27 protein-coding genes are annotated in these 22,809 nt (G+C 69.6%); 8 read left to right on the forward strand and 19 right to left on the reverse strand.

Going from position 1 to position 22,809, the window contains the following annotated elements; translation table 11 throughout:
- Window positions 1–18: 18 nt before the first annotated feature.
- A complete protein-coding gene (locus ACWDTP_RS00225; RefSeq protein WP_450015366.1) occupies window positions 19–1,536 on the reverse strand; it encodes a flavin-containing monooxygenase in 1,518 nt (505 codons plus the stop codon).
- Window positions 1,537–1,580: 44 nt separating this feature from the next.
- Window positions 1,581–2,552 carry a TIGR03617 family F420-dependent LLM class oxidoreductase gene (locus tag ACWDTP_RS00230; protein ID WP_450015557.1) on the reverse strand — a complete coding sequence of 324 codons (972 nt, stop codon included), beginning with the start codon at window positions 2,550–2,552 and terminating at the stop codon, window positions 1,581–1,583.
- A 28-nt stretch (window positions 2,553–2,580) separates the two neighbouring features.
- Here ACWDTP_RS00230 and ACWDTP_RS00235 point away from each other — a divergent pair, with 28 nt between their 5' ends.
- Window positions 2,581–3,933: a flavin monoamine oxidase family protein gene (locus ACWDTP_RS00235; protein WP_450015368.1), complete on the forward strand. Its 1,353-nt coding sequence runs from the start codon at window positions 2,581–2,583 to the stop codon at window positions 3,931–3,933.
- Here the strand turns inward: ACWDTP_RS00235 and ACWDTP_RS00240 are convergent.
- Both ACWDTP_RS00240 and ACWDTP_RS00245 read right to left on the reverse strand, forming a co-directional pair.
- Window positions 3,926–4,849, reverse strand: coding sequence for an alpha/beta fold hydrolase (locus ACWDTP_RS00240; protein ID WP_450015370.1), 924 nt, complete (start codon window positions 4,847–4,849; stop codon window positions 3,926–3,928). The genes ACWDTP_RS00235 and ACWDTP_RS00240 overlap by 8 nt on opposite strands.
- A gap of 51 nt (window positions 4,850–4,900) precedes the next feature.
- Window positions 4,901–5,989 (reverse strand): NAD(P)-dependent alcohol dehydrogenase, encoded by a 1,089-nt coding sequence (locus ACWDTP_RS00245; protein WP_450015372.1) that lies wholly within the window; start codon window positions 5,987–5,989, stop codon window positions 4,901–4,903.
- 133 nt (window positions 5,990–6,122) lie between these two features.
- On the opposite strand from ACWDTP_RS00245, the gene ACWDTP_RS00250 reads away from it, so the two are divergent.
- Entirely contained in the window at window positions 6,123–7,094 is a 972-nt protein-coding gene (locus ACWDTP_RS00250; RefSeq protein ID WP_450015374.1) for an NADPH:quinone oxidoreductase family protein, read from the forward strand.
- On the opposite strand, the gene ACWDTP_RS00255 is transcribed toward ACWDTP_RS00250, so the two are convergent.
- Window positions 7,095–7,958, reverse strand: coding sequence for an SAM-dependent methyltransferase (locus ACWDTP_RS00255; protein WP_450015376.1), 864 nt, complete (start codon window positions 7,956–7,958; stop codon window positions 7,095–7,097).
- Window positions 7,959–8,057: 99 nt separating this feature from the next.
- Here ACWDTP_RS00255 and ACWDTP_RS00260 point away from each other — a divergent pair, with 99 nt between their 5' ends.
- Window positions 8,058–8,612 carry a TetR/AcrR family transcriptional regulator gene (locus ACWDTP_RS00260; protein ID WP_450015378.1) on the forward strand — a complete coding sequence of 185 codons (555 nt, stop codon included), beginning with the start codon at window positions 8,058–8,060 and terminating at the stop codon, window positions 8,610–8,612.
- 4 nt (window positions 8,613–8,616) lie between these two features.
- Here ACWDTP_RS00260 and ACWDTP_RS00265 read toward each other — a convergent pair whose 3' ends face one another.
- Window positions 8,617–8,817, reverse strand: coding sequence for a hypothetical protein (locus ACWDTP_RS00265; protein WP_450015380.1), 201 nt, complete (start codon window positions 8,815–8,817; stop codon window positions 8,617–8,619).
- Here ACWDTP_RS00265 and ACWDTP_RS00270 point away from each other — a divergent pair.
- Together ACWDTP_RS00270 and ACWDTP_RS00275 are read left to right on the forward strand one after the other, a co-directional pair.
- Window positions 8,780–9,070 carry an SDR family oxidoreductase gene (locus ACWDTP_RS00270; protein ID WP_450015381.1) on the forward strand — a complete coding sequence of 97 codons (291 nt, stop codon included), beginning with the start codon at window positions 8,780–8,782 and terminating at the stop codon, window positions 9,068–9,070. The genes ACWDTP_RS00265 and ACWDTP_RS00270 overlap by 38 nt on opposite strands.
- Before the next feature lie 156 nt (window positions 9,071–9,226).
- The gene (locus ACWDTP_RS00275) at window positions 9,227–9,649 is read left to right on the forward strand and encodes a nitroreductase family deazaflavin-dependent oxidoreductase (protein WP_450015383.1); all 423 of its coding nucleotides are present in this window, start codon (window positions 9,227–9,229) and stop codon (window positions 9,647–9,649) included.
- A gap of 52 nt (window positions 9,650–9,701) precedes the next feature.
- On the opposite strand, the gene ACWDTP_RS00280 is transcribed toward ACWDTP_RS00275, so the two are convergent.
- The 7 genes from ACWDTP_RS00280 to ACWDTP_RS00310 all read right to left on the reverse strand — a co-directional run bounded on the left by ACWDTP_RS00280 (window position 9,702) and on the right by ACWDTP_RS00310 (window position 12,518).
- Entirely contained in the window at window positions 9,702–9,917 is a 216-nt protein-coding gene (locus ACWDTP_RS00280; RefSeq protein WP_450015385.1) for a CsbD family protein, read from the reverse strand.
- An 89-nt stretch (window positions 9,918–10,006) separates the two neighbouring features.
- The gene (locus tag ACWDTP_RS00285; protein ID WP_450015387.1) at window positions 10,007–10,561 is read right to left on the reverse strand and encodes a hypothetical protein; all 555 of its coding nucleotides are present in this window, start codon (window positions 10,559–10,561) and stop codon (window positions 10,007–10,009) included.
- On the reverse strand, window positions 10,558–11,322 hold the full coding sequence (locus ACWDTP_RS00290; RefSeq protein WP_450015389.1) for a hypothetical protein: 765 nt from the start codon (window positions 11,320–11,322) through the stop codon (window positions 10,558–10,560). Before ACWDTP_RS00290 ends, ACWDTP_RS00285 begins: the two co-directional genes overlap by 4 nt.
- Before the next feature lie 2 nt (window positions 11,323–11,324).
- The gene (locus tag ACWDTP_RS00295) at window positions 11,325–11,507 is read right to left on the reverse strand and encodes a DUF2273 domain-containing protein (RefSeq protein WP_450015391.1); all 183 of its coding nucleotides are present in this window, start codon (window positions 11,505–11,507) and stop codon (window positions 11,325–11,327) included.
- 5 nt (window positions 11,508–11,512) lie between these two features.
- Window positions 11,513–11,749 (reverse strand): hypothetical protein, encoded by a 237-nt coding sequence (locus tag ACWDTP_RS00300; RefSeq protein ID WP_450015393.1) that lies wholly within the window; start codon window positions 11,747–11,749, stop codon window positions 11,513–11,515.
- The gene (locus ACWDTP_RS00305) at window positions 11,746–12,042 is read right to left on the reverse strand and encodes a hypothetical protein (protein ID WP_450015395.1); all 297 of its coding nucleotides are present in this window, start codon (window positions 12,040–12,042) and stop codon (window positions 11,746–11,748) included. Before ACWDTP_RS00305 ends, ACWDTP_RS00300 begins: the two co-directional genes overlap by 4 nt.
- Window positions 12,039–12,518, reverse strand: coding sequence for an Asp23/Gls24 family envelope stress response protein (locus ACWDTP_RS00310; protein WP_450015397.1), 480 nt, complete (start codon window positions 12,516–12,518; stop codon window positions 12,039–12,041). The genes ACWDTP_RS00305 and ACWDTP_RS00310 overlap by 4 nt, the downstream gene beginning before the upstream one ends.
- A gap of 168 nt (window positions 12,519–12,686) precedes the next feature.
- On the opposite strand from ACWDTP_RS00310, the gene ACWDTP_RS00315 reads away from it, so the two are divergent.
- Window positions 12,687–13,250, forward strand: coding sequence for an RNA polymerase sigma factor (locus tag ACWDTP_RS00315; protein WP_450015399.1), 564 nt, complete (start codon window positions 12,687–12,689; stop codon window positions 13,248–13,250).
- Between the two features lie 82 nt (window positions 13,251–13,332).
- Window positions 13,333–13,845: a hypothetical protein gene (locus ACWDTP_RS00320; protein ID WP_450015401.1), complete on the forward strand. Its 513-nt coding sequence runs from the start codon at window positions 13,333–13,335 to the stop codon at window positions 13,843–13,845.
- Window positions 13,846–13,871: 26 nt separating this feature from the next.
- On the opposite strand, the gene ACWDTP_RS00325 is transcribed toward ACWDTP_RS00320, so the two are convergent.
- From ACWDTP_RS00325 to ACWDTP_RS00345, 5 genes are read right to left on the reverse strand one after another with little or no spacing between them, the layout of a single operon-like run.
- Window positions 13,872–14,702, reverse strand: a complete 831-nt coding sequence (locus tag ACWDTP_RS00325) for an oxidoreductase (protein WP_450015403.1) — start codon at window positions 14,700–14,702, stop codon at window positions 13,872–13,874.
- Window positions 14,703–14,723: 21 nt separating this feature from the next.
- Window positions 14,724–15,509 (reverse strand): IclR family transcriptional regulator, encoded by a 786-nt coding sequence (locus tag ACWDTP_RS00330; RefSeq protein WP_450015405.1) that lies wholly within the window; start codon window positions 15,507–15,509, stop codon window positions 14,724–14,726.
- A gap of 23 nt (window positions 15,510–15,532) precedes the next feature.
- Window positions 15,533–16,528, reverse strand: a complete 996-nt coding sequence (locus ACWDTP_RS00335) for a hydroxymethylglutaryl-CoA lyase (RefSeq protein WP_450015407.1) — start codon at window positions 16,526–16,528, stop codon at window positions 15,533–15,535.
- Entirely contained in the window at window positions 16,525–17,733 is a 1,209-nt protein-coding gene (locus ACWDTP_RS00340) for a CaiB/BaiF CoA transferase family protein (protein ID WP_450015409.1), read from the reverse strand. The genes ACWDTP_RS00335 and ACWDTP_RS00340 overlap by 4 nt, the downstream gene beginning before the upstream one ends.
- 42 nt (window positions 17,734–17,775) lie before the next feature.
- Window positions 17,776–19,191: a GntP family permease gene (locus ACWDTP_RS00345; RefSeq protein ID WP_450015411.1), complete on the reverse strand. Its 1,416-nt coding sequence runs from the start codon at window positions 19,189–19,191 to the stop codon at window positions 17,776–17,778.
- Between the two features lie 231 nt (window positions 19,192–19,422).
- Here ACWDTP_RS00345 and ACWDTP_RS00350 point away from each other — a divergent pair, with 231 nt between their 5' ends.
- Window positions 19,423–20,625: an NAD(P)/FAD-dependent oxidoreductase gene (locus ACWDTP_RS00350; RefSeq protein ID WP_450015413.1), complete on the forward strand. Its 1,203-nt coding sequence runs from the start codon at window positions 19,423–19,425 to the stop codon at window positions 20,623–20,625.
- Window positions 20,626–20,661: 36 nt separating this feature from the next.
- On the opposite strand, the gene ACWDTP_RS00355 is transcribed toward ACWDTP_RS00350, so the two are convergent.
- Window positions 20,662–22,722 (reverse strand): acyltransferase family protein, encoded by a 2,061-nt coding sequence (locus ACWDTP_RS00355; RefSeq protein ID WP_450015415.1) that lies wholly within the window; start codon window positions 22,720–22,722, stop codon window positions 20,662–20,664.
- Window positions 22,723–22,809 lie beyond the last annotated feature (87 nt).

The following is a 22,809-nucleotide window of genomic DNA, read 5'->3' on the forward strand; positions in this document are numbered from 1 at the left end:
GCGCGACATGCCGAAGAATTACGGCGTGTCGGCCAGCAGACCCGCACGCTCGCGGTGCTGGGGGTGGCCGGGGGCCCGGCCGAACACCATGGACTCCTCGATCCGGTCGAACCGGTGGTCGATGACGTCGAGCACATAGTTGTGCCGCACGTGCCACGGCCGTTTGGTGCCCGATCGGGGCAACGCATGTTCGGAGCGCTGGATGTAGCCCGCCTGCAGATCCCAGGTGCGCTTCTCCGGCATCGGCGCCGCACCCTTGTGCGGGTAGGCGTGGGTGTAGCCGCGGGATCCCATATACGCCAACAACTTCGCGACCGCCCGCGCCGTCATGTCGGCGCGCAACGTCCAGGACGCATTGGTGTAGCCGATGCACCAGGCCATATTCGGTACATCCTCGAGCAGGAATTCCTTGTAGACGAACCGCTCGGTCGCTTTCACCTCGCTGCCGTCGATGCGCAGCGTGACCCCGCCGAGCGCCTGCAGTTGCAGGCCGGTGGCGGTGACGATGACGTCGGCGTCCAGGCGCGCACCGGAGGTCAGCACCAGGCCGTCGGCGTCGACGTGGTCGATGTGACCGGTGACCACATCGGCCCGGCCGTCGCCGATCTCGGTGAACAGATCGCCGTCGAGCACCAGGCACATCCGTTGATCCCACGGGTTGTAGCGCGGCTTGAAGTGCACGTCGACGGGATAGCCGGCGGGCAGCGCGGCGGCGGTGCGGCTGCGGATCAGCCGGCGGCTGAAATTCGGCGCCTTGCGGCACACGAAGTAGGTCAACACATGGATCAGCGCATTGCGGAACCGGACCACCTGGTGGGACAGCTTGCGCGGCAGGACCTTCCGAACGCCCTGCACCATCGGGTCGATGCGCGCCATCGACATCATGTAGGTGGGCGAGCGCTGCAGCATCGTGACATGCCCGGCGTCGCGTGCCAACGCCGGGATCAGGCTGATCGCGGTGGCCCCGCTGCCGATCACCACGACGCGTTTACCGGTGTAGTCCAGCGATTCGGGCCAGAACTGCGGGTGCACCACGTCGCCGCGGAAGGTCTCGATGCCGGGAAATTCCGGGGTATACGGCTCGTCGTAGCTGTAGTAGCCGGTCCCGAAGAACACGAACCGGGCCCGGTAGCTCGCGGCGTGCCCGTCCTGCTCGACATGCACGGTCCAGGTGTCGGTGCCCGAATCCCAATCCGCCGACCGCACAAGGGTGTTGAACCGTATGTGGCGGTCGATGCCGTGTTTGCGGGCGGTCTCGGCGAGGTACTCGCGGATGTCCGCGCCGTCGGCGACGTTCTCCGGCCGGGTCCACGGCTCGTACGGGAAGCTCAGCGTGAAGATGTCACTGTCGGACCGGATGCCCGGGTAGCGGAACAGGTCCCAGGTGCCACCGATCCTGGCCCGGCGTTCCAGGATGGTGTAGCTCAGCCCCGGGTTCTTCTCGTGGATGCGGTACGCGGCGCCCAGGCCCGAAATGCCCGCGCCGATGATCAGCACATCGGAGTAGTCCGGGCGATCCGGCCCGTTGGCACCCATCGCGAACCTCCCTTGGTCCCGCCGCCTACCACCACATTAGGTGCTCAGACGGTCAGCGCGTCAACGATCTGGACAAGCGAGTCCACCGCGATCGGGCCGGGCTGGTACAGGCAGATCCGGCCCGAGACCCCGCCGACCCGGTCGACGATGTGGGCGGCGATATCGGCCGGACTGCCGCAGGCCGCGATGGTGTGCAGCACATCGTCGTCGATCAGCGAACCCATCTCCCGCCACCGGCCCTGCTTGGACAGCGCGTTGAGCTCGGGTTGTAACTCGCCCCAACCGTGCAGGTCGAGGACGGGGCGGTAGGCCGGGGTGGATCCGTAGAACGCGAGCAGCCGCCGGGCCGCCTCGTGATCGTCCCCGACCGAGACGATGATCTCCGGGACGACACCGAAATCGGCGGCAGCGCGGCCGGCCGCGGCCAGCCCGTCGTGCACCGCTGGCATCGTCACCTCGTGCAGGAACCGTTTCGAGCCGAACGGCATGACGAGCAGGCCGTCGGCCAGTTCCGCGGTGGCCCGGGTCAGCCTCGGCCCCAGCGCGCCGACGTAGATCGGTGGCGGGCCGTGCGGACCCACCTGCGGGCTGAACGTCGGCGTCATCAGGGTGTGCCGGTAGAACTCGCCCCGAAAGTCCAGCCGCTCCCCGGTCCGCCAGGCCTCGAAGATGGCCCGCAACGCCCCGATCAGCTCGCTCATCCGCGCGACGGGCCGGTCGAATTCGGTACCGAACCGCTTCTCGATCTGGGTGCGGATCTGGGTGCCGAGTCCCAGCGTGAACCGCCCGCCGGAGAGCAGCTGATGATCGATCGCCTGATGCGCCAGGTGAATGGGGTTGCGCGGAAACGCGATCGCCACATTGGTCATCAGGTCCAGGCCACCGACGGTGGACGCCAGGGTGAGCGGCGCGAACACGTCGTGCGGGCCCTCGAAGGTGAAAACACCGCTGGCTCCGGCTTCCTTCAACGCCTGAGCCCGCTGGATCGCATCCATCGGCCCGAACAACGCCGTCATGACCTTCACACCGTGAGAGCCTAGTCACATGAGCATCCCAACCAGCACCGATGTCGTTGTGGTGGGGGCCGGCTTCGCCGGGCTGTCGGCCGCCCGTGACCTGGTTCAGCTCGGACACGAGGTGGTGGTGCTCGAGGGCCGCGACCGGGTCGGAGGGCGCTCCTCGACCACCACGATCGCCGGGGTGCCGGTCGATCTGGGCGCCACCTTCGTCGGCCCGACGCAGGACGCGGTGCTCAAACTGGCCGCCGAGGTCGGCTGCGAGACGGTCCCGACGCACTGCCAGGGCAAGAACCTGATCCAGTGGCACGGCCGGGTCCGGGCCTATCGCAGCACCATCCCGAAGCTGTCGTTGATCGAGCTGCTCGACGTCTCCCGCATCCAATGGCGGTTCGACCGGCTGTCCCGGTTGATCCCGGTGGCCGATCCGTGGACCGCGCCCGCAGCCCATCGCCTCGATCAACGCAGCCTGGAAAGCTGGCTGCGCTCGGTGCACGCGTCGGCCTCGACCCGCAACCTGATGGCGATCATGTCCCGGGTCACCTGGGGCGCCGAACCCGATGCGGTCGGCATGCTGCACGCCGTGCGCTACATCAAGGCCGCGGGCGGGCTGGGCCGGATGCTCGACGTCAAAGGGGGTGCCCAGCAGGACCGATTCCCGGGCGGCACACAGGAAATCGCCCTCCGGATGGCCCGGGACCTGGACCACCGCGTGGTGCTGGACACCCCGGTGCGGCGGATCGCGCGGCACGAGGACGGAACGGTCACGGTGGGCGGCCCGGCCGGCGAGGTGACCGCCCGCGCGGTGATCGTGGCGATCGCCCCGGCCCACCGGGCCGGGATCGACTTCGATCCACCGTTGGCCGCGCAGTACACCGAGCTCGTCGACAATTGGCCGCAGGGCCATCTGAGCAAGGCCTATGCCGCCTACGACCGGCCGTTCTGGCGGGCCGACGGTTGTTCGGGTGAGGCCCTGTCCGACGAGGGGCCGGTGTTCATCACGTTCGACGTCAGCCCCGACGATGACGGCCCCGGCATCCTGCTCGGCTTCACCGACGCCCGCACGTTCGACCCGCTGCCGCCCGCGCAGCGCCGCGAGCGGGCATTGACCGGTTTCGCCACGCTGTTCGGCGACGCCGCCCGTCACCCGATCGACTATGTCGACCATTCCTGGGGCACACAGCGATTCGCTCCGGGCGGGCCGACGGCGGCGGTGCCGCCCGGAGCGTGGACCCGGTACGGATCGGTGCTGCGCGCGCCGGTCGACGGCATCCACTGGGCCGGCACCGAAACCGCCGACGACTGGACCGGATTCCTCGACGGCGCGGTGCGTTCCGGGCAGCGGGCGGCAGCCGAGGTGTCCAAACGGCTGGCTAGCTGATCCGCCGTCGCGGCACCACCGACGCGATCAGACCCCGCAGCTCGGCGTTGACCCGCTCCGGCCGCTCCAGGATCGAGCAGTGCCCGCCCGGCAGCTCGACGAAGCTGGCGAGGTTGGGTGCGTCGGCGGCTATCCGCCGCGAGGCGCCGATCGGCAGCAGCCGGTCCTGCGCGCCGCCGATCACCAGCGTCGGCACGGTCAGGTTGTGCAGGGAGAGGTGTTTGGGACCCATGGTGTCGACCAGCACCCGCGCCCAGGCGCCGCGGCCGGCGGGCGGTGTGGCCGCGAACAGCTGGTGGACGAATCGTGCGATCCACGGGTCGGCGTCCCGGCCCACCGCCAGGTAGGCCACGAGCCGCCGGTTGGGTTCGTCGGCCAGCCGCGGCACCGGCAGCGAGCCCAGCGATTTGAGGATGGCCCCGGCGGCGCGGATCCGTGTCGACGACAGCGGTGCGGGTACCGGGGCCAGTCTGACATCGCGCAGCAGGTCACCGGTGGTCGTATTGATCAGCGCCACCCCGTCCGCGCGGGTCCGGACCCGGCCGGGATAGCGCTGCGACCACGCCGAGATCGCGATGCCGCCCATCGAGTGCCCGGCGATGACGGCACGCTCACCGGGCCGCAACGTCGCGTCGAGCACCGCGTCCAGGTCGGCGGCAAGATGGTTGAGACTGTAGCTGTGACGTGTGCGCGGAGTTTCGCTGCGGCCGTGCCCGCGATGGTCGTAGGCGATGACGCGATGGTCGCGGGCGAGGTCGGCGATCTGATGCGCCCATACCTGGATCGCGCAGGTGATGCCGTGCGCCAGCACCACCGGATACCCGTCATCGGGCCCAAAGACCTGGGCATTCAGTTTGACACCGTCGGCGGACCGGACCTCGACGGGGCGTCCCGGAGGAAGTGCTGGGAGGGGCATCGTTGCTCCGATCGTCGGCGTCATTACCCGGAAAAGCCTGACCTGTCCAGCCTACCGCGCGTTAACCAGCACGGGTTTCACAACCTCGCCAGACTTTGCTGCCGACCAGGCCTGACCGAAATCACCGAACGGATAGGCGGTGATCAGTCTGTCCAGTGGCAGCTCGCCGCTGCGGTGCAGGCCCACCAGCCGTGGGATGAAGGTGTGCGGTTCGCTGTCCCCCTCGACCACGCCGCGCACCGTGAGTCCCCTACCCATGATGAGCGCGACGGGCAGCTCGGCCGTGAGCGCGCCCAGGCCCACCAGGGCCAGGGTGCCGCGAGCCCGCAGCACCCCGGTCGCCGTCGCGATGACCTCCGGCCGGGCTGTGGTGTCCACCGCGGCCCCCACTCCCCCGGTCAGCTCCATCACCGCGGCCGCGACATCGCCGGCCGCCGGGTCCACCGTCGCGGTGGCGCCCAGTTCGGTTGCCAGCGTGCGTCGTTGCGCGATCGGGTCGACCGCGACGATGCTGCGACAGCCGGCGATCCGGGCGCCCATCACCGCCGACAGCCCGACGGCGCCGGCCCCGAACACCACGACCGGGTCCTGCGGTCGCGGCCGCAGCACGGTGAGCACGGCACCGACACCGGTCTGCACACTGCAACCCAGCGGTGCGGCCAGCGCCGGGTCGATCGGCTCGGGCAGCACGACGGCATTGCGGTCATCGGCGATCGCGTGGGTGGCGAAGCTGGACTGTCCGAAGAATCCAGCCGCGATCGGATTGCCGGCAAGGCGCAGTGCACTCGATTCGTCCGGTCGGCCGCCGCGCATGTTGAGGTCGGTGGCGTGCTCGCAGTACGCGGGGCGGCCCGCGCCGCAGTCGGCACAGCGCCCGCAGCTGGCGAAGGTGAGCACAACCTGATCACCGATCCGGCGCCGGGACTGCGGTCCGACCGCGACGATCCGTCCGGCGCCCTCGTGGCCGAACACCATCGGCAGCTTGCGGAACCGTGCGGCCACGCTCAGATCGGTGTGGCAGATCCCCACGGCGTCGATCTCGACCAGGACCTCGGCGCCGACCGGCTCGCGGATCTGCACGTCGGCGAGTTGCGGGTCGCCGCCGGCGTCGACCAGGACCGCGGCCCGCGCGTTGAGCATCCGGTGATGGTAAACGACGAACTTGACACCTGTCACAATCGGGCGGAGGTTGCCCCGCACCGCCCCGTGCCGCGGGCACCGACGGGTGACGCAGAATTGGCGGACAACACTGCCAACGGGAGGAAAGGCCGCAATGCGCGCAGCACAGATAGCCCGACTCGACGGTCCCGACGCGGTCCGGGTGGTCGATGTGGACGAACCGTCCGGCGGTGACGACGTCGTCATCGACGTGCACGCCGCCGGTGTCGCATTCCCCGATGCGTTGTTGACGCGCGGCCTCTATCAGTACAAGCCGGATCTGCCGTTCACCCCGGGCGCCGAGCTCGCCGGCGTGGTGCGCAGCGCACCGTCCGGCGCGCACGTCCGCGCCGGCGACCGCGTGCTGGGCCTGACCATGCTGTCCGGCGGGATGGCCGAGGTGGTCGCCCTGCCCGCCGACCGCGTGTTCAAGCTGCCCGACGCGGTGTCGTTCGAGGCCGGCGCGGGCATCCTGTTCAACGATCTGACCGTGCAGTTCGCCCTGCGCACCCGGGGCAGGCTGGCCGAGGGCGAGACCGTGTTGGTGCACGGTGCCGCGGGCGGCATCGGCACGTCGGCGTTGCGGCTGGCTCCGGCGTTGGGCGCGTCGCGCACCATCGCCGTGGTGTCGACCGAGGAGAAAGCCGAAAGCGCGAGGGCCGCAGGCGCATCCGACGTCGTGCTGGCGCAGGGATTCCGGGATGCGGTCAGCGAACTCACCGGCGGACGCGGCGTGGATGTGATCGTCGACCCGGTCGGCGGCGACCGGTTCACCGATTCGGTGCGCTCCCTGGCGGTGGGTGGGCGGCTGCTGGTGGTCGGATTCACCGGAGGGGACATCCCGACCGTGAAGGTCAACCGGCTGCTGCTCAACAACGTCGATGTGGTCGGCGCCGGCTGGGGCGCGTGGACGTTCTCTCATCCGGGCTACCTGGCCGAGCAGTGGGCGGAGTTGGAGCCGCTGCTCGCCTCCGGTGCGGTCGCGGCACCGCGGCCCGATGTGTATCCGTTGAAGCGGGCCGCCGAAGCCATTGCCGCACTGGAGAATCGGACCGCCATGGGCAAGGTGGTGCTGCGGCTGCGGTGATCAGCTCCTGGTCGCGATGACCGTCCCGCCGCCCGGGTCGGCCCTCGGCGCGCGTGGATAGTCCCTGATCAGTTCGGACGTCGGCTGGAACGTCGTCGTCCAACCGATACCCTCCAGCCACTCGCGGGCGTCCTCACCCAGGCCGCGTTCGATGTTCGGCACGCCCCGGTACAGGTCTTCGGCGCCGTCGACCGACCGCAGCGTCTTCCGGTAGCCGTCGCGGGGCATGACCGGGAATCCGTACCGGCTGCCGGGCGCCGACAACTCGGTCAGCGCTCGCACACCCGCGCGGGCCGTGTCCACCGGCAGGGTCATCAATGCGTGGTCCACCCAGTGGGTGGCGATGCCGGGTTGAAATCCGCTGTCCACCAATGCGTTGGGCCATTCGTCGGCGCTCAGGTCGGCCGGGATGACGTGCCGGGCGCACACCGGTTTCGCACCCGTTCGGGCCAGTACCGGTTCCTTGAAGGCAAAGAGCGCGGGCAGGTCGATCTCGAAGAGCTGCACCGGCCGAGGCCACGGCAGGCGGAATGCGTGGGTGTCGAGCCCCGCCCCGAGCAGCACAATCTGGGTGCGTCCCTCAGCGGCTGCCCGCAGCAGACCGTCGTCGGTGATCCGCACGCCGAATGTGCGGTTCTCGTACATCACCTCGGCCAGGCGCCGTACCGATGCCCAGGTTTCGGCGGATCCGGCGGGCGCCGTCGGGTCGAGGTAGGCACGTTCGGCGGCCTCGACGAACAGCCGCGCGTAGGGATCGCTGTAGAGCCGGTCGTCGCGTTCGGTCTCCCGCGCCCGGATCACCGCGACGCCAACGGCAGTCAGCGGCGCGCCGGCGAGCGTTTCGGGCAGTGGTTGCGCGCTCATCCGTCGCCTCCTGCTTCATTACTTGACGGCCGGTAAGTATTGCCGGCCACGCTAGACTCATTGCCGACCGGTCGTCAAGTAATGGATAGGAGTTCATCCGTGGCAGGTCGCCGCACCGACACCCGAGACAGGATCCGTGCGGTCGCACTGGATCTGTTCTCGTCGCACGGCTACGACCAGACCTCCATCCGGCAGATCGCCGAACAGCTCGAAATCACCAAGGCCGCTATCTACTACCACTTTTCGGCTAAGGAAGACATCGTGGTGAGTCTGTCCGACGATCTGCGCACCGGTGTCGACGAAATTCTGGCATGGGCCGCGGCCCAGCCGTCCGGCAAGCGGACCGGACGGGAGATCCTGCGCCGTTACGGGGCGGTGCTGCACGGTACCGGCCGGGCGATGACCCGGTTCATGAACGAGAACTACGCCGCCTTCAGTCGACTCGGCATCGGGACCGATCTGCGCTACCAATTCCGGGCGGTAGCCGACGCGATGACGGCACCCGACCACGATCCGATCGCGCAGTTTCACGCCAGGCAGGCGCTGCTCACGATGTCGTGGAGTGTGGCGATGATGGGCGACCTCGCGCTGACCGACGACGAGTGCAATGAGGCGGCCCTGACCATCGCGCTCGGGATCTACAACCGCAGCTGATCGACTACGGCCGCGGCGGCCAGGCCTGAAGCGCGATGGCCGCGACCCGGTCGAGCATCGCGCGCGGGATGCGGTCGCACGCCGCCTGCGCGATGCCGTTGAGCGTGGTCATGACGTACTGGGCGAGGGCGTTCGCATCGGTGTCGGCGGGCAGCAGTTCCGCGGCGATGTCGGCTTGGATCCCGGCGGCCAGGCTGTCGTTCACCGCCACCCTCGCCAAACAGCTTGCCCCACGCGGTATCACGGTCAACGCGGTCGGTCCGGGCAGCACCGACACGGATATGAACGCGGCCCGGCTGGCGACCCCCGAGGGGCGCTCGGCGGTCGCCGCACAATCACCGTTCAACCGGGTCGCGCAGCCCGATGACATCGCCGACATCGTCGCGTTCCTGGCGTCGGAGGATTCGCGGTGGGTCACCGGACAATGGCTCGACGCCAGCGGCGGGTCGATGCTCTGACGCCGGCCGTCGACGTCGCCCTCAACCGGGGACGAGCGTGCGCAAAATGCCGACGAATCGCGGCGCGCCCACCGACAGACACGCACGGTCGCGGTGCAAGAGCGGTGCAAGGGCGGGCGAAGGAATAGACGCGGGCCGGTCGGTGTTGCGCCCGGCGTGACTGAACATGCCGAACTGAGCCCCACCGACTGGGTCCGCGAGCAGACTGAACGCATCCTGAACCAGGGCACCACCGACGGGGTCGAGGTGCTCGACCGTCCGGTCGTGCTGTTCACGACCACCGGCGCCAAGTCGGGGGTCAAGCGGTACGTGCCGCTCATGCGGGTCGAGGAGAACGGCAAGTACGCCATGGTGGCGTCCAAGGGCGGTGACCCCAAGCACCCGCTGTGGTACTTCAACGTCAAGGCCAACCCTTCGGTGACCGCGCAGGACGGCGACAAGGTCGTCTCCCTGACCGCACGCGAACTCGAGGGCGCCGAGCGCGAGCACTGGTGGAAGCTGGCCGTCGAGGCTTACCCGCCCTACGCCGAGTACCAGACCAAGACCGACCGGTTGATCCCGGTCTTCGTACTGGAGTAGCCGACGGGTCAGGGCCGGGACGGGAGCTGGTCCCGGCCCGGCCCCGCCGTGATCAGGCGTCGTCGCGGGTCAACTTGTCCTTGACCGAATCGACGCCTTCCTTCACCTTGTCGGCGGCGTCGGTGACCTTCTGCTTGGCGCCGGCCACACCCTGGTCGGCCTGCCCCTCGGCTTTGAGATCGTCATCGTCGGTGGCCGCCCCGGCCGCCTCTTTAGCGCGCCCCTTGAGGTCCTCGGCCTTGTTGCGCGCGTCGTCTGCGATACCCATGTACTCGATCCTCTCGTCGGGGGCGTATCCGCCCGTCCTGTTCCTGGAACCGCCGCACGGTGACGGCGATGCCCAAGTTCTCGACCGGCTCAGCCGGGCTGCGGGCTGACCCGTTCCTGACGCATCTCGTCGACCAGAAGTTGGACGTCGACGTCGGCCCCGGATGCGCGTCGCAGATCCTCACCGCAGCGGCGGGCGAACTGCCGGATCAGCGTGGGTGGGGTGCCGGGAGCGACCCGCAGCGCGATCCGGACCACCGGCCGCCCACCCTCGAACCGGGTCGTCGCCCGCGCCCGTTCGACCGCGGTGTGCCTGCCGAGGTCGTCGGCGGCGGTGGCGGCCAGCCGGTCCAGGTCGATCTTGCCGTCGCCGGCGGCGAGCGTGCGAACCGCCGTCGGGCGAACATGCGCCAGCAGCAGCCACACCCCGATCAGCAACACCAGCACCCCGGCCAGCCCGAGCGCCCACGGCCACCACGACCAATCGGGCGCCTGGGCGAGGGTCCGCGGGTCGAGCCGCGCGGCGCCGTCGCGGACCTGCCGCATATTGATGCCGTAGCCGATCAGCCAGACCGCGCCGGCCAGCAGCGCGATGCCCAGCAGCGCGGTCAGCAGCCGGTCGAGGAATCTCAACGTCGATGTCACCGGCCCCCTCCGTCCGATTCCAGCGCGTCGGTTTCGCTGTCGCGCCAGCGCTGCACCGATCCCCGGGGAACCCAGACCCCGTCACCGACCGGCAGGTAGCTGCGGCGCCGCGGTTTGAGCGCCACCACCAGCAGGGTCAGCCCGATCAGTGCGGCCGCCACCGCGACCGGCCACGTCCACCAATCCCACTGGGCGTCGTCGGCCCAGCCTGCCGCGGCCGCGATCCACGGCCCACCGTCGACCCATCCCGCCCGGATCGCGACGTCACGAAGCGCGATCGCCCCCACAACGACCAGCGCCAGCGCCACCAGGACGCCGGTGACCGTTGCCCCGGCCATCCGGCGCGGTCCGTGCCGCGTGGCACCCGGCGACGTGCCCACGGTGTCGGAGTCCCCCGCGACGGCCGAGTACGCCTCGGCGACCTGAATCGGGGTGCGATCGCTGTCGACCCGGGCGATCCGGACATCGACCCGGCCCGGGTCCTGGCCCAGCGATGTCCGCAGCTCACGGGTCACCGCCGTGCGCACGTCGTCGAGCACGGTGGCACCGTCGACGGGCCAGCCGGCCGCGATCTCGACATCCACGATCGGCGAGGTGTCCCCCACGATCCCGATCGCAGGCAGCGCGCGGCCCGGCAGCAGACCGCGGCGGTGCACCACCCCCGGCACCGACAGCACCGCATGCTCGACCAGCCGCTCCCGCGCCCGGTCACGCACGACCGTGCGGCCGCGGCCCGCTGTCGCCACCGTTTGCGCGGTCATCGTCAGCTCCGGCCGCGGCGACCGAGCGCAGTCAGGTCGATCGTCCCGTCCAGGTGTGCGCCGATGGCACCGCCCACACCGCCGAGCACCAGCGCCAGCAGAAAGCCGATCAGGCCCCCGGTGACGGTGGCGATCGCCAACAACAGGCCGACCAGCAGGCCGATCACGGTAAACCGTCCGTTCATCCTCGTCATCTCCTTAAGAGCAGTTTCGCGCGCCGACGCCGGATGCGTCGGCGCCGGGCGCCCGCGAGATTCGCGAGGTGGCCACGCCACGTCCGCTGTACCCGGACCGCGGGGCGCCGCCACCCGGCGTGCGATCCGTCCAGCGCGGCCAACGCCGCGATCAGTTCCTCGGCCGATCCGCCGACGTCGGGATGGTGGCGTCGCACCACCTCCCGACGCGCGCGCCGCACGGCCTCGTTCACGGCACGTCGGACCGGGACCCGGCGACCGCCACATCGCTGACGATGACGTCGACCGGGACGCCGGCGGCCACGCTGGCCGCCTGACGTACCCGGTCGGCGACATCCCTCAAACCGGCCCGCAATTCGAGCACCACCTGGACCTGGCCACGGTCAGGGCCCAACCGCACCCCTCGAACGGTGCGCCCCGGCAGGTGGGTCGCCGGGACGCCAAGCCCGGCGGATTGCAGACCGACGACACCGTCGACCGCGGTCACGGCCGCGACGACGCGGTCGACTCGATCGGCGTCGATCACTGGACGCGGGGCTCGCTGGGCTCGCTGGGAGCGTCGTCGTCCTCCGCGAAGTGCACGTCGTGGACCGTCACGTTGACCTCGGTCACCTCGAGCCCGGTCATGTTCTCGATCGCCGAGATCACGTTGCCCCGAATACCCTCGGCCAGGTCGTGGATGGCGACCCCGTACTCGGCGACGATCCCGATATCGACGGCCGCCTGCCGCTCCCCCACCTCGACGCTGACGCCCTGGGTCAGGCTGGCCGTACCGGGCAGGGTCTCGCGCAGTTTCCCGACGACCCGGGCCGCCTGACCACCGAGATCGAATACGCCGTCGACCTCGCGTGCCGCGATACCGGCGATCTTGGACACCACGATGTCGGCGATCGTGGTGACACCGCGGTCGGAGGCCTTGTCGACATCTTTGACGGATCCGGCCGCCGGCTTCGATGCGGTGGACTCGTTGGCCTTCGTCGCCACCTGGGTTGGCGTGGTCATCGACTTCTCCTTCGGCTCGCTGATCGCAACTGTCGGATCGCCGGGCATTTCTTCCGGCACAATCACTTCGTCGGACCGAGGCGGGCAAAGCGCACGCGAATGAGACCGTGAACATATTCTCACGGTGGTGAGACGGGGGCGATGCACGAACGGGGGTCGGGGAACGTGATGGTTGGGGGTCCCGACCTGCTGGCGTCGCTGTCCGATGAACTGCTGGTGCAGCGGGCGCAGCGGGGCGACGCGGAAGCGTTCGACGCCCTGGTGGTGCGACACGCACCCGCGTTGTTGCGGTTCGTCGCCCACACCTATCCCGAGCGCGCCGAGTGCGACGACATCGTCCAGGAGACCTTCGTCGCCGCCTGGAAGGCGCTTCCGTCGTTCGCGTTCCGGTCCCGGTTCCGCACCTGGCTGTACTCGCTGGCGTCCCGCAAGACGGTCGACGCGCTGCGGCGCAGGCGGACCGTCGTCGACATCGACGCCACCCCCGAACGAGCCGATATCGGCCCCGGCCCCGGCCAGCGCGCCCTCGACGGCGACTTCCTGGTCGCGCTCAGCGACCAGCTGTCCCGGCTCTCCTACCCGGCGCGTGCGGCGTGGTGGCTGCGCGAGGTGTACGGCATGTCGCTGAACGAGATCGCCACCGTGCTGCACACCACCGAAGGATCGGTGCGCGGACACCTGCAGCGCACCCGCAAGCAGCTCGCCGAGGCCCTCGAGGAGTTCCGCCCATGAGCGCGCCGACGAGTTCCCCGACGACATCCGCGTGTCCGCCGGCTGTACAGCCGGCGGATCATGGCGTAACACTGGAGAACCAATGGGTGCCATGACCACGGACGACCACGACGCCTTCGAGGAGGCGACGGCGTGGATCGCCGACGCCACCCGGGAACTCGCGGGCCTCGACGACGGCCCCGGCGCCCACCCGGGCGCCACTTCGCCGTACGGTACGGCCACCCTCGAACAGCTGCGCGCCGGCATCGCACACCGGGTCCTCACGCTGCCCCGGCAGAGTCGGCAGGTCGAAACCTCCAGCCCGGCAATCACCTTCAGCCAGCTGGCCCTCGCCAAGGCCTTGACCTGGGCGCTTGCCGAACCGGCCGCGGCGGTGTCGGCCGCGATCGCCGACGTGGCCGTGCAGGCCGACGGCCGGACTCTGAGCGGCGTACACATCCATCTGGTCGCCGTGGGCGCCGACGAACGCGAACGCACCTATCTCGACGACGGCGACGCGCTGCGGGGCCGCGCGGCGACCGTCATCACCGACACCCTCGGTGTCGCGGCACCCCGCATCACGATCACCTGGGAGGACATCGTCCTGCCGGAGTGAGATCCGGCGGCACCGACCGGAGCGGGTCAGGCGCCGTAATCGGTGCCGGTGCTCAGACTCTCCCATTCGTCGATCTCGGCGGCCCTCGACTGGGCCACCCGCCGATAGCCGGTCACCGCATCCGACCCCAGGAGCAGAAAGCCGGGCGGCCGGGCGGACCGCACCGCCTCCAGAATCGCGGCGGCCGCCTTGACGGGATCACCCGGCTGCGTGCCGTGTGCGGTGTCGTGTTCCTTGCGGCGCTTCCCGGCCGTATCGGCGTAGTCGTCGATCACGGTGACCGACTGGGTCAGCGAACGCCCGGCGAAATCCGTGCGGAAGCCACCGGGCTCCACGATGGTGACCGAGATCCCCAGCGGCGCGAGCTCGGAGCGCAACGACCCGCTGAGGCCCTCGATCGCGGCCTTGACCGCGGCGTAGTAGCCGGACCCCGGTGGGGTCAGCTGCGCCCCGATCGAGGAGATGTTGACGATGGCCCCGGAGCGGCGGGCCCGCATACCGGGCAGGACCGCCTTGATGGTCGCCACGGCGCCGAAGAAGTGGGTCTCGAACAAGGTGCGGACGTCGGCGTCGTCGCCTTCCTCCACGGCGGCGCGGTAGCCGTAGCCGGCGTTGTTCACCAGCACGCCGACACCCCCGAACCGCTTGTCGGCGGCCGCGACGGCGGCCGCCACCTGTGCGGGGTCGGTGACGTCGAGCGCCAGGGCCAGCACCCGCTCGGGGGCGGTTTCGGCGATATCGGCGATCTGTGTGACGTCGCGGGCCGTGACCACGAGGTCATGGCCTTCGGCCACAACGGCCTCGGCAAGGGTGCGCCCCAGTCCGGTCGAGCATCCGGTGATCAGCCAGCAGGTCATGCGGATCAGCCTATCGACGGGTCACTGCGGTGGTCGACCACCCAGCGTCCGGGTGATCTGCTCGGCGTACCCGACCACCAGATCGACCCATGCCTCGCACTGCTCTCGCGGCATCCGCACGGTCGGCCCGCTGACCGTGACGGCCCCGAGAGTGTCTCCGGCCGAATCGAATACCGGGGCCGAGAGCCCCGACGCCGAGTCCTCGCGTTCGCCTGCGGTGATGGCGTAGCCGTCGGCCCTGGCCCTGGCGATGTGGGCGGCCAACTCGTCGGCGCTGGTGACGGTGCCTTCGGTCATCTGTTGCAGCGGCGCCTTGAGGATCTTGTCGGCCAGGTCCGGATTCCAGGCCAGCAGGACCCGCGACGCCGAGCCGACGTGCAGCGGAATCACCTTGCCGACGTACATGTTCCGGCGCAGTGCGTGATGGGTTTCGGCGACCGCGACGCAGACCCGGAAGTTCTGCTCGACGGTGAAGAAACACGCGGTTTCGCCGATCTTGTCCCGAATCTCCTTGAGCACCGGATTGACCACCGCGAGCACGTCGACGTCCTTGCGCGCGGTGGCCGCCCAGTACGACATCCGGATGCCGATCCGGATCTGATCGCCGACCCGGTCCAGCATGCCCTGGGCCACCATGTTGCTCACCAGCCGCTGCACGGTCGAGGTCGGCAGCCCGGTGGCCTGCTGGATCTCGCCGAGGGTCATCGCCGGGGACGCCAGGGTGAACGCGTTGAGGATCTCGGTGATCTTGGTGAGCACCAGCAGCGTCTGCTGCTTGGTCGCCGGATCCCCTTCGTCCTTGGCCATGCCGAGAATCTACCCGTGCCGGTTCAGGCTTCGGCGTTCCCGCAGTTCGGCGCCGCCGGCCGGCCGTCGTCGATGACCCATCGGAAAGCCGTTGCGCTGGAACGCGCACCCCGCGCGGTCTTGGACCGGTTGGGCTCCCCGAGTTCGGCGAGCACCTTCTCCGACAACGCCACCACCGAGCCCAGCGCGGCCGGGGTCAGCCAGGCCGGCCGCAGCGCGAACAGCAGATCCTCGGTCGCGGTGTTGCCGCTGGCGCCCGGTGCGAAGGGGCAGCCACCCAGCCCGCCGAGCGATCCGTCGACCATCGTCGCACCGGCGTCGATCGCGGCGAGGGTGTTGGCCACCCCGAGCCCCCAGGTGTCGTGCCCGTGGAAGACGATGCGGCGCGCGGATTCTGAGCTGTCGAGCCCGGCGATGAGGTCGTGAACCTGGGTGGGGATGGCCTGCCCGATGGTGTCGCACAGCACCACATCGCGGGCACCGTCGGTGCGCGGGTCGGCCGCGATCCCCCACACCCGCCGGGGGTCGACGAGACCTTCGAACGGACAGGTGAACGCGGTAGCGATACACAGTTGGATCGACCCGCCCACCTCACGGGCGATGCGGATCGCATCGGGCATCGCCGCCACGCTGGTCTCGGTGTCACGGCCGATGTTGGCCTTGTTGTGCGAGTCCGACGCCGACAGGCAGTACTGGAAGTGGCGCGCGCCCAGTGCGGCCGCCTTCTCGACGTGACGCGGGGTGGCCACCCAGATCCAGCACTTGTCGAGTTCGTCGGGGGTGAGCGCGGAGACCACGTCGAGGGTGTCGGCCAGCGGCGGGACCAGGTCGGGCCGGGCCATCGACCCGATCTCCAGGGCGGGCACGCCGATCGCCAGGAGTTCTCGGATCACCTCGACCTTGAGTGCGGTGGGCAGGGTTTTGGCGGTCAGCTGCAGCCCGTCGCGCAGCGTGACGTCGCGCAGATCCGCCCGTGGGGTGTAGGGGCGGGGTTCGGCGATGGTCGTTGCAGAGGTCATGCGAGGGCTCCGATTTCCTTGTCGTCGAGGCCGAGCAGCCGCGACAGCACTTCATGGGTGTGCTCGCCGAGGTCCGGCCCGACGCTGCGGATGGGCAACGACCTGCCCCCGATCACCGGCACGATACCCGGGAAGCCGACCGATCGTGGTTGGTTCTCGCCGGTGTCGACGTCGAAGTGCTGGATCATGTTTCGTGCGTCGTACTGTTCGTCGCCGCAGATGTCGGCGGCGGTGTAGATCGGTCCCGACGGCACCCCGGCCTCGTCGAGGAGCTTGAGCGCCTCGTCGCGCCCGAGCCGGCTGGACCATTGCGCGATGGCCGCGTCGAGTTCGTCGCGGCGCTTCCAGCGCCCGGCATTGGTCTGCAGGTCTGGGTCGGACGCCAGGTCGGGCCGGCCGATCGTGGTCATGTACCGCTGGTAGATGGCGTCACCATTGCCCGCCACGATGATGCTGGTGCCGTCGGCGCACGGATAGGCGTTGCTCGGCGCGATGCCTTCCATCCGGCCTCCGACACGTTCCCGTTTCACCCCGTAGGCCAGATAGTCCGGAACCAGGGATTCCATCACCGACAGAATCGCCTCGTTCAGCGCGACATCGATGATGCGTTGCTCCATCGGCACTTTCGTGCGCTCTCGCTGGAACAGCGCCATCACTGTGCCGAATGCGGCGTAGATACCGGCGATCGAGTCACCGATCGACACCCCGGTGCGCACCGGGGGCCGGTCCGGGTCGCCGACCAGTTCCCGCAGTCCGCCGTAGGCCTCGGCGACCGCGGCGAAGCCCGGGCGTTCGGCCAGCGGGCCGGTCTGGCCGAACGCCGAGATGCGGGTGATCACCAGATCCGGGTTGGCCTCGTTGAGACGATCGGGGCCCAGCCCCCACTTCTCCAGCGTCCCGGGCCGGAAGTTCTCCAGCACGACATCGCAGTGCCGGACCAGGTCGAGCACGACGGCCCGGCCCTTCTCGGTCTTGAGGTCGAGCACGATCGACTTCTTGTTGCGGTTGATCGTGCGGTAGAGCATCGACGTGTCACCGGCGTACAACCGCCAGTTGCGGAGTTCATCCCCGGTGATCGGCCGCTCGACCTTGATCACCTCGGCGCCGAAGTCGGCGAGCATGCGACCCGCTGTCGGTGCGGCGATGTAGTTGCCGAGTTCGAGCACCCGCACACCAGTGAGAGGTCGAATCATATTGTCAGTCATGGTGTTTCAACATCCTATGGTCATCCACGGGTTCGGCGGTCCTCAGAACAGCAGGCTGGCCGGAAGGATCAGCAGGATCGCGACCACGGAGGCCACCGAAACCCCGACCGTGACGGTTTTGAGCGCGCCGCGGGTGGACTGACCCATCAGCGACTGCAGCAGCCAGAAGGTGTTGCTGGTGACGTGCACCGCAAAGAGCGATCCGGCGCCCGCGGCAAGCGCGATCAGGACCGGGTCCAGACCGATGATCGGGGCGACCGGCGCCAGGATGCCGGCCGAGGTGATCGCCGAGATCGTCACCGAGCCGACCGCCACGTGCAGCGCGGCCGCGATGGCCCACACCACCAGCAGCGGCGCCGCGGTGCTGGCGGTGAAGTACTCGCCGAGGATGTCGCCGAGGCCGGCGGCCTTGATCGTCGCCGCCAGGGAGCCGCCGACACCGGTGAGGATGAGGATCTGGCCGCTCTCCTTGAACCCGGTGGCGATCGCGGTCTCGATCGCGGCGCCACCAAGGGCGTAGCGGCCGACGAAGCTGGTGCCGATCAGCCCGATCAGCAGGGCGATCACCGGAGAGGACACGAAATTCACGATGGGATTGTGGATTTCGGCCGCATCGAGGATGGCGCCGACGGCGATCAGGGCCAGCGCGGTGAGCATCGGCGCGAACAACACCACCAGCGGGGTCTGGGTGCGGCGTTCGACCGAGGACTTCACCGCGACCCCGCCGCCGCCGTCGCCGGTGTCGCCGGCAACGTCGGCGTCGGGTGCCGGACCGTCGGCGGTGTCGAGTTCGGCGGGTTCGTCACCGAGAAACGGTTGTTCGTCGCGTTCGGGATCCCACCAACCGTGGTTGAACAGGAACGACATGATGGCCACCGAGATCGCCACGGTCGGGATCACCAGGCACACGCCGAACAGCAGCATCTTGCCCAGCGGCACTCCCAGCAGACCGGCCAGGGCCAGGGCCCCGACGCCGGGGACGGTCAGCACGATGCCGCATTCCAGGCCGATCGCCATCGCCGCCGCCATTCGGGCCGTGCCGTTGCGGCCGATCCGCTTGGCGAGGTTGCGGGCCAGCGGCGCCGAGATGACCAGCAGCACATCGAGGAAGATCGACTGCAGGGCGGTGGCGATGGTCAACGACATGGCGTACGGCATGCGTTTGGGACCGAACAGCCGTAACAGCAGTTCGACCAGCCGCTGGATCGCCCCGGTCTGCTGCAGGATGGCGCCCATCAGCACACCGAAGGCGATCAGCAGACCGACCTCGGCCATGATGTCGCCGAACCCGGTGGTGATGGCCTCGATGGTCTTCTCGACACCCAGGCCCACCGCCAGTCCAAGGTAGGCCGAACCGACCACCAGCGATACGACGGGGTTGAACTTGAACCTCACGATCAACACCACGACGGCGAGGATCGCGATCGCGGTATGGACGATGACGGCGGTATGTGACATCGACGAACTCCTAGGACGACTCCTGCGGCACCCGTGGGTCACAACACAGGCGTGGTGTGATCTAAGGCTCACTCACATTATGGGCAGATGCCCACAATATAAACAAGCCCCGTTTCGGCACCCGCGGGCGCCACCAACCCCGACTCCATAGTGACGCTCGTCACACCGTGTCACGCCCGAGCGGTCGTCGGCATCTTGTGGGCACGTCAACCGCGAGAACAGGAGACCATCATGGCCAACCGACGCACCCACGTCGTCGTGATCGGGGGCGGCTACGCCGGCACCCTGGCGGCGAACCGCCTCCAGAAGGACCCCGGCGTCGACATCACCCTGGTCAACGCACGGCCGCAGTTCGTCCAGCGGATGCGACTGCATCAGTTCGCGGCCGGCACCGGCGTGGCCACCGCCGACTACGGCGAGCTGCTCGGCCGGCGGGTGAACCTGGTGGTCGACAGCGCCACCCGCATCGACGCCGATGCGCGGACGGTACGGCTCGCGTCGGGCCGGGCGCTGCGCTACGACTATCTGATCTATGCGGTCGGCAGTACCGGAACCGCCCCGGAGAGCGTGCCGGGGGCCGGCGAATTCGCCTATCCGATAGCCGAATTGGAGCATGCCGCCCGGCTGCGCAGCGCGATCGATGCGCTGCCCCGTGACGCCTGGCTGACCGTCGTCGGCGGCGGGTTGACCGGTATCGAGACGGCCGCCGAGCTGGCCGAGCAGGGACACAAGGTGATCCTGGTGTGCGGCGGCAGGCTCGCACCGTCGTTCTCGGAGCCGGCCCGTCGGTCGGTCGCCAAGTGGCTGACCGGCAACGGGATCGGGCTGGTCGAGACCGGCGTGGTCACCGAAGTCCGCCGGGACGCGCTGGCGCTGGCCGACGGCACCACGCTGCCCAGCGCGGTCACCGTGTGGACCGCGGGTTTCGGCGTGCCGGAGCTGGCCGCCCACAGCGGCCTGCGCACCGACGAATTGGGCAGGCTGGTCACCGACGAGACGTTGACCAGTGTCGACGATGAGCGCATCCTCGCGGGCGGTGACGCGGCCGCACCGTCGGGTCAGGCCCTGCGGATGTGCTGCTACGCGGCCGGGCCGACCGCGGCCACCGCGGCCGACACCGTGCTGAGCCGGATCGCGGGCACCCCACCGGCGCCGCTGCGCCTGGCCTTCGCGGTGACCAATGTGGGGCTGGGCCGGCGGTCCGCCAGATTCCAGTTCACCCGCCGCGACGACACACCGGTCGACGTCTACGTCGGGGGCCGGATCGGCGGGCGTATCGCGGGCTGGATCAAGGAGGGGGTCACCAGGGGCGCGCTGTGGGGTATCCGGCACGAGGGGCGCAAACCGGGTTCGGCCATCTGGCCCAAGGGTCGCGCCAGGGCCGGCGACCCACACCCCCGCCGAGCAGACGCGAAACTGCCTGTTTTCGAGTGAATTCGGGCAGGTTTATGCCTGCTCGCGGGGGTGAAGTCACCACCACGAGGTGGCGTCGGAGAGCTGGCGGGCCAGCTCGTCGGCCAGGGTCCGCACATAGGTGGCGGACAGGTGGTGGGCGTCGTGATAGACCAGCACATTGCCTTCCACGGCGCGGCAGATATCGGCCCGGCACACGGCATCGCTGAGATCGAGCACATGCAGCGCCGGACGCCCGGCCTCGTAGTTCAGCGTGGGATTGTGCTCGGCCAGGGCTTCACGCCGCGGCAGCCCGCAGGCGTCGGCGTCACCGCCCGCCGACATGCAGTCGACCGGCGAGAAGAACATGCCCTCGCGCAGCATCCACGGGGTATCGCGCACTCCGAGCATCGGAATACCGTTGGCGGACAGTTGGTCCCAGATCCCGACGTAATAGTCGGGCACATAGTCACCCGCGCCGTTGAGGACCGGCCGGGTGGTCGTGAAGAACACGTAATCCGGCCGGTCGGCGATGATCTGCGCCATCGCGGCGTCCGACCAGGTTCGGCATTGCGGATACGGCTCGAACGGCCCGGCCAGCAGCGGCATCGGTTTCGTGGTCAGCGGGCAACCCATTTTCAGATACGTCGTCACCTTGAATCCGTGCTGGCGGCCGAGCAGGTGCAGCGCGGTGAGCCAGTGCTCGGAATGGGATCCGCCGGCCAGGGCAATCGTCCTGGATGCGTTGGGGTCCCCGTAGTCGCACGTGATCACCTCCTCGTCGGGGAAATCGGTGACGCATTTGTCGACCGTCGTCGGCGGCACGTCATCGGGCGCCTCCAACGCGGTGGGACGCATCGGCAGCTTCGCGACCTTGCGGTTCCCGGTCACCGCCAGCGCACCCGGATAGTCGCGCAGCGACAACGTGCTCAGCTCCACACCGCTGGACCGGGCCAGCGCGACGTGGCTCCGCCAGGCCAGCGACATGACCGCCAGTACCGCCACCAGCAGCACGATCAACCCGACCGACCCCAGCCGCGGCCGGCCCAGCAGCCGCAGCGCGCCGCCCCGCCACGGCTGTTCCACCGATCGCCACGTGATCCAGGCCAAGGCCGCGGCCACCGCGATCACCGCACCGCCGTCGATCAGCCCGACCGCGTCGTCGTCGATGGAGGCGAGCCAGAAGATCAGCAGCGGCCAGTGCCACAGGTACAGCGAGTAAGCCATGGCACCCGCCGTGACCAGCGTGCGACTGCCGAGCAGACGGTCCGTCCACGCGGGAGGGGCGCCCTGGCCGGCACCGAGAATGACCAGCACCGCCGCCCCGACCGGGACCAGCGCCAACGGCCCCGGGTACTCCATCGCCCCATCGATCAGCAGGCTGCCCGACACGATCGCGGTCAATCCGGTCACCACGGTGGCGGCGCGCAACCAGCCCGGCCACCGGATGCGCGCGGCCACCGCCGCGGCCAGCACCCCGGCCAGCGGCTCCCACATCCGGGCGGCACCGCTGTAGTAGGTGGTCAGCTGGTTGCCGGCGTGTGCGTCGACCGCGTAGCCGAACGACGCCAGCGTCAGCAGACCGGCCGCCGCCACCAGGATGGCTTCGCGGTGTCGCCGCGCACCGCGGCGGGTGGCCGCGGTGACCACCAGGGCCAGGACGAGGATGACGACGAAGAACTGGCCCACCACCGAGACCACCCACAGGTGTTGTATCGGCGTGACCGCCTCACTCGGTTGGACATACTCACTGGCGGTCCGGGCCAGCTCCCAGTTCTGGTAGAAGCCCAGCGTCGCCAACGTCTGGTCGGCGAACGCCTCCCAGCGCGTCTGCGGTTGCACCGCGATCGTCAACGCCGCACACGCCGCCAGCACCAGGACCAGCGGCGGCACCAGGCGGCGCGCCAACCACCCGACTTCTGCGCTCAGGTCCGTGGCGCCGAGACCGCCCAGCATGCGGCCGCCGATACCGAACCCGGCCAGGACGAGGAGGATGTCGATCCCGCCGGAGACCCGACCCAACCAGACCTGACACACCAGCACGAGGACGATAGCGACGCCGCTCAGGCCGGTCAGGTCACCGCGGACCCGCCCCGCCTCGGTCTCGACGAGAACCGGCTCGCTCTGTGTGGTCTGCACTGCTCAATTCCCCGGGTGCCGCGCGTCCGCCATTTCTGACGAGACCACCTCGGTGGGCGCCGTCGCCGCACCGAGCATAACCAGGGG

The sequence above is a fragment of the Mycobacterium sp. NPDC003449 genome (assembly GCF_053588415.1).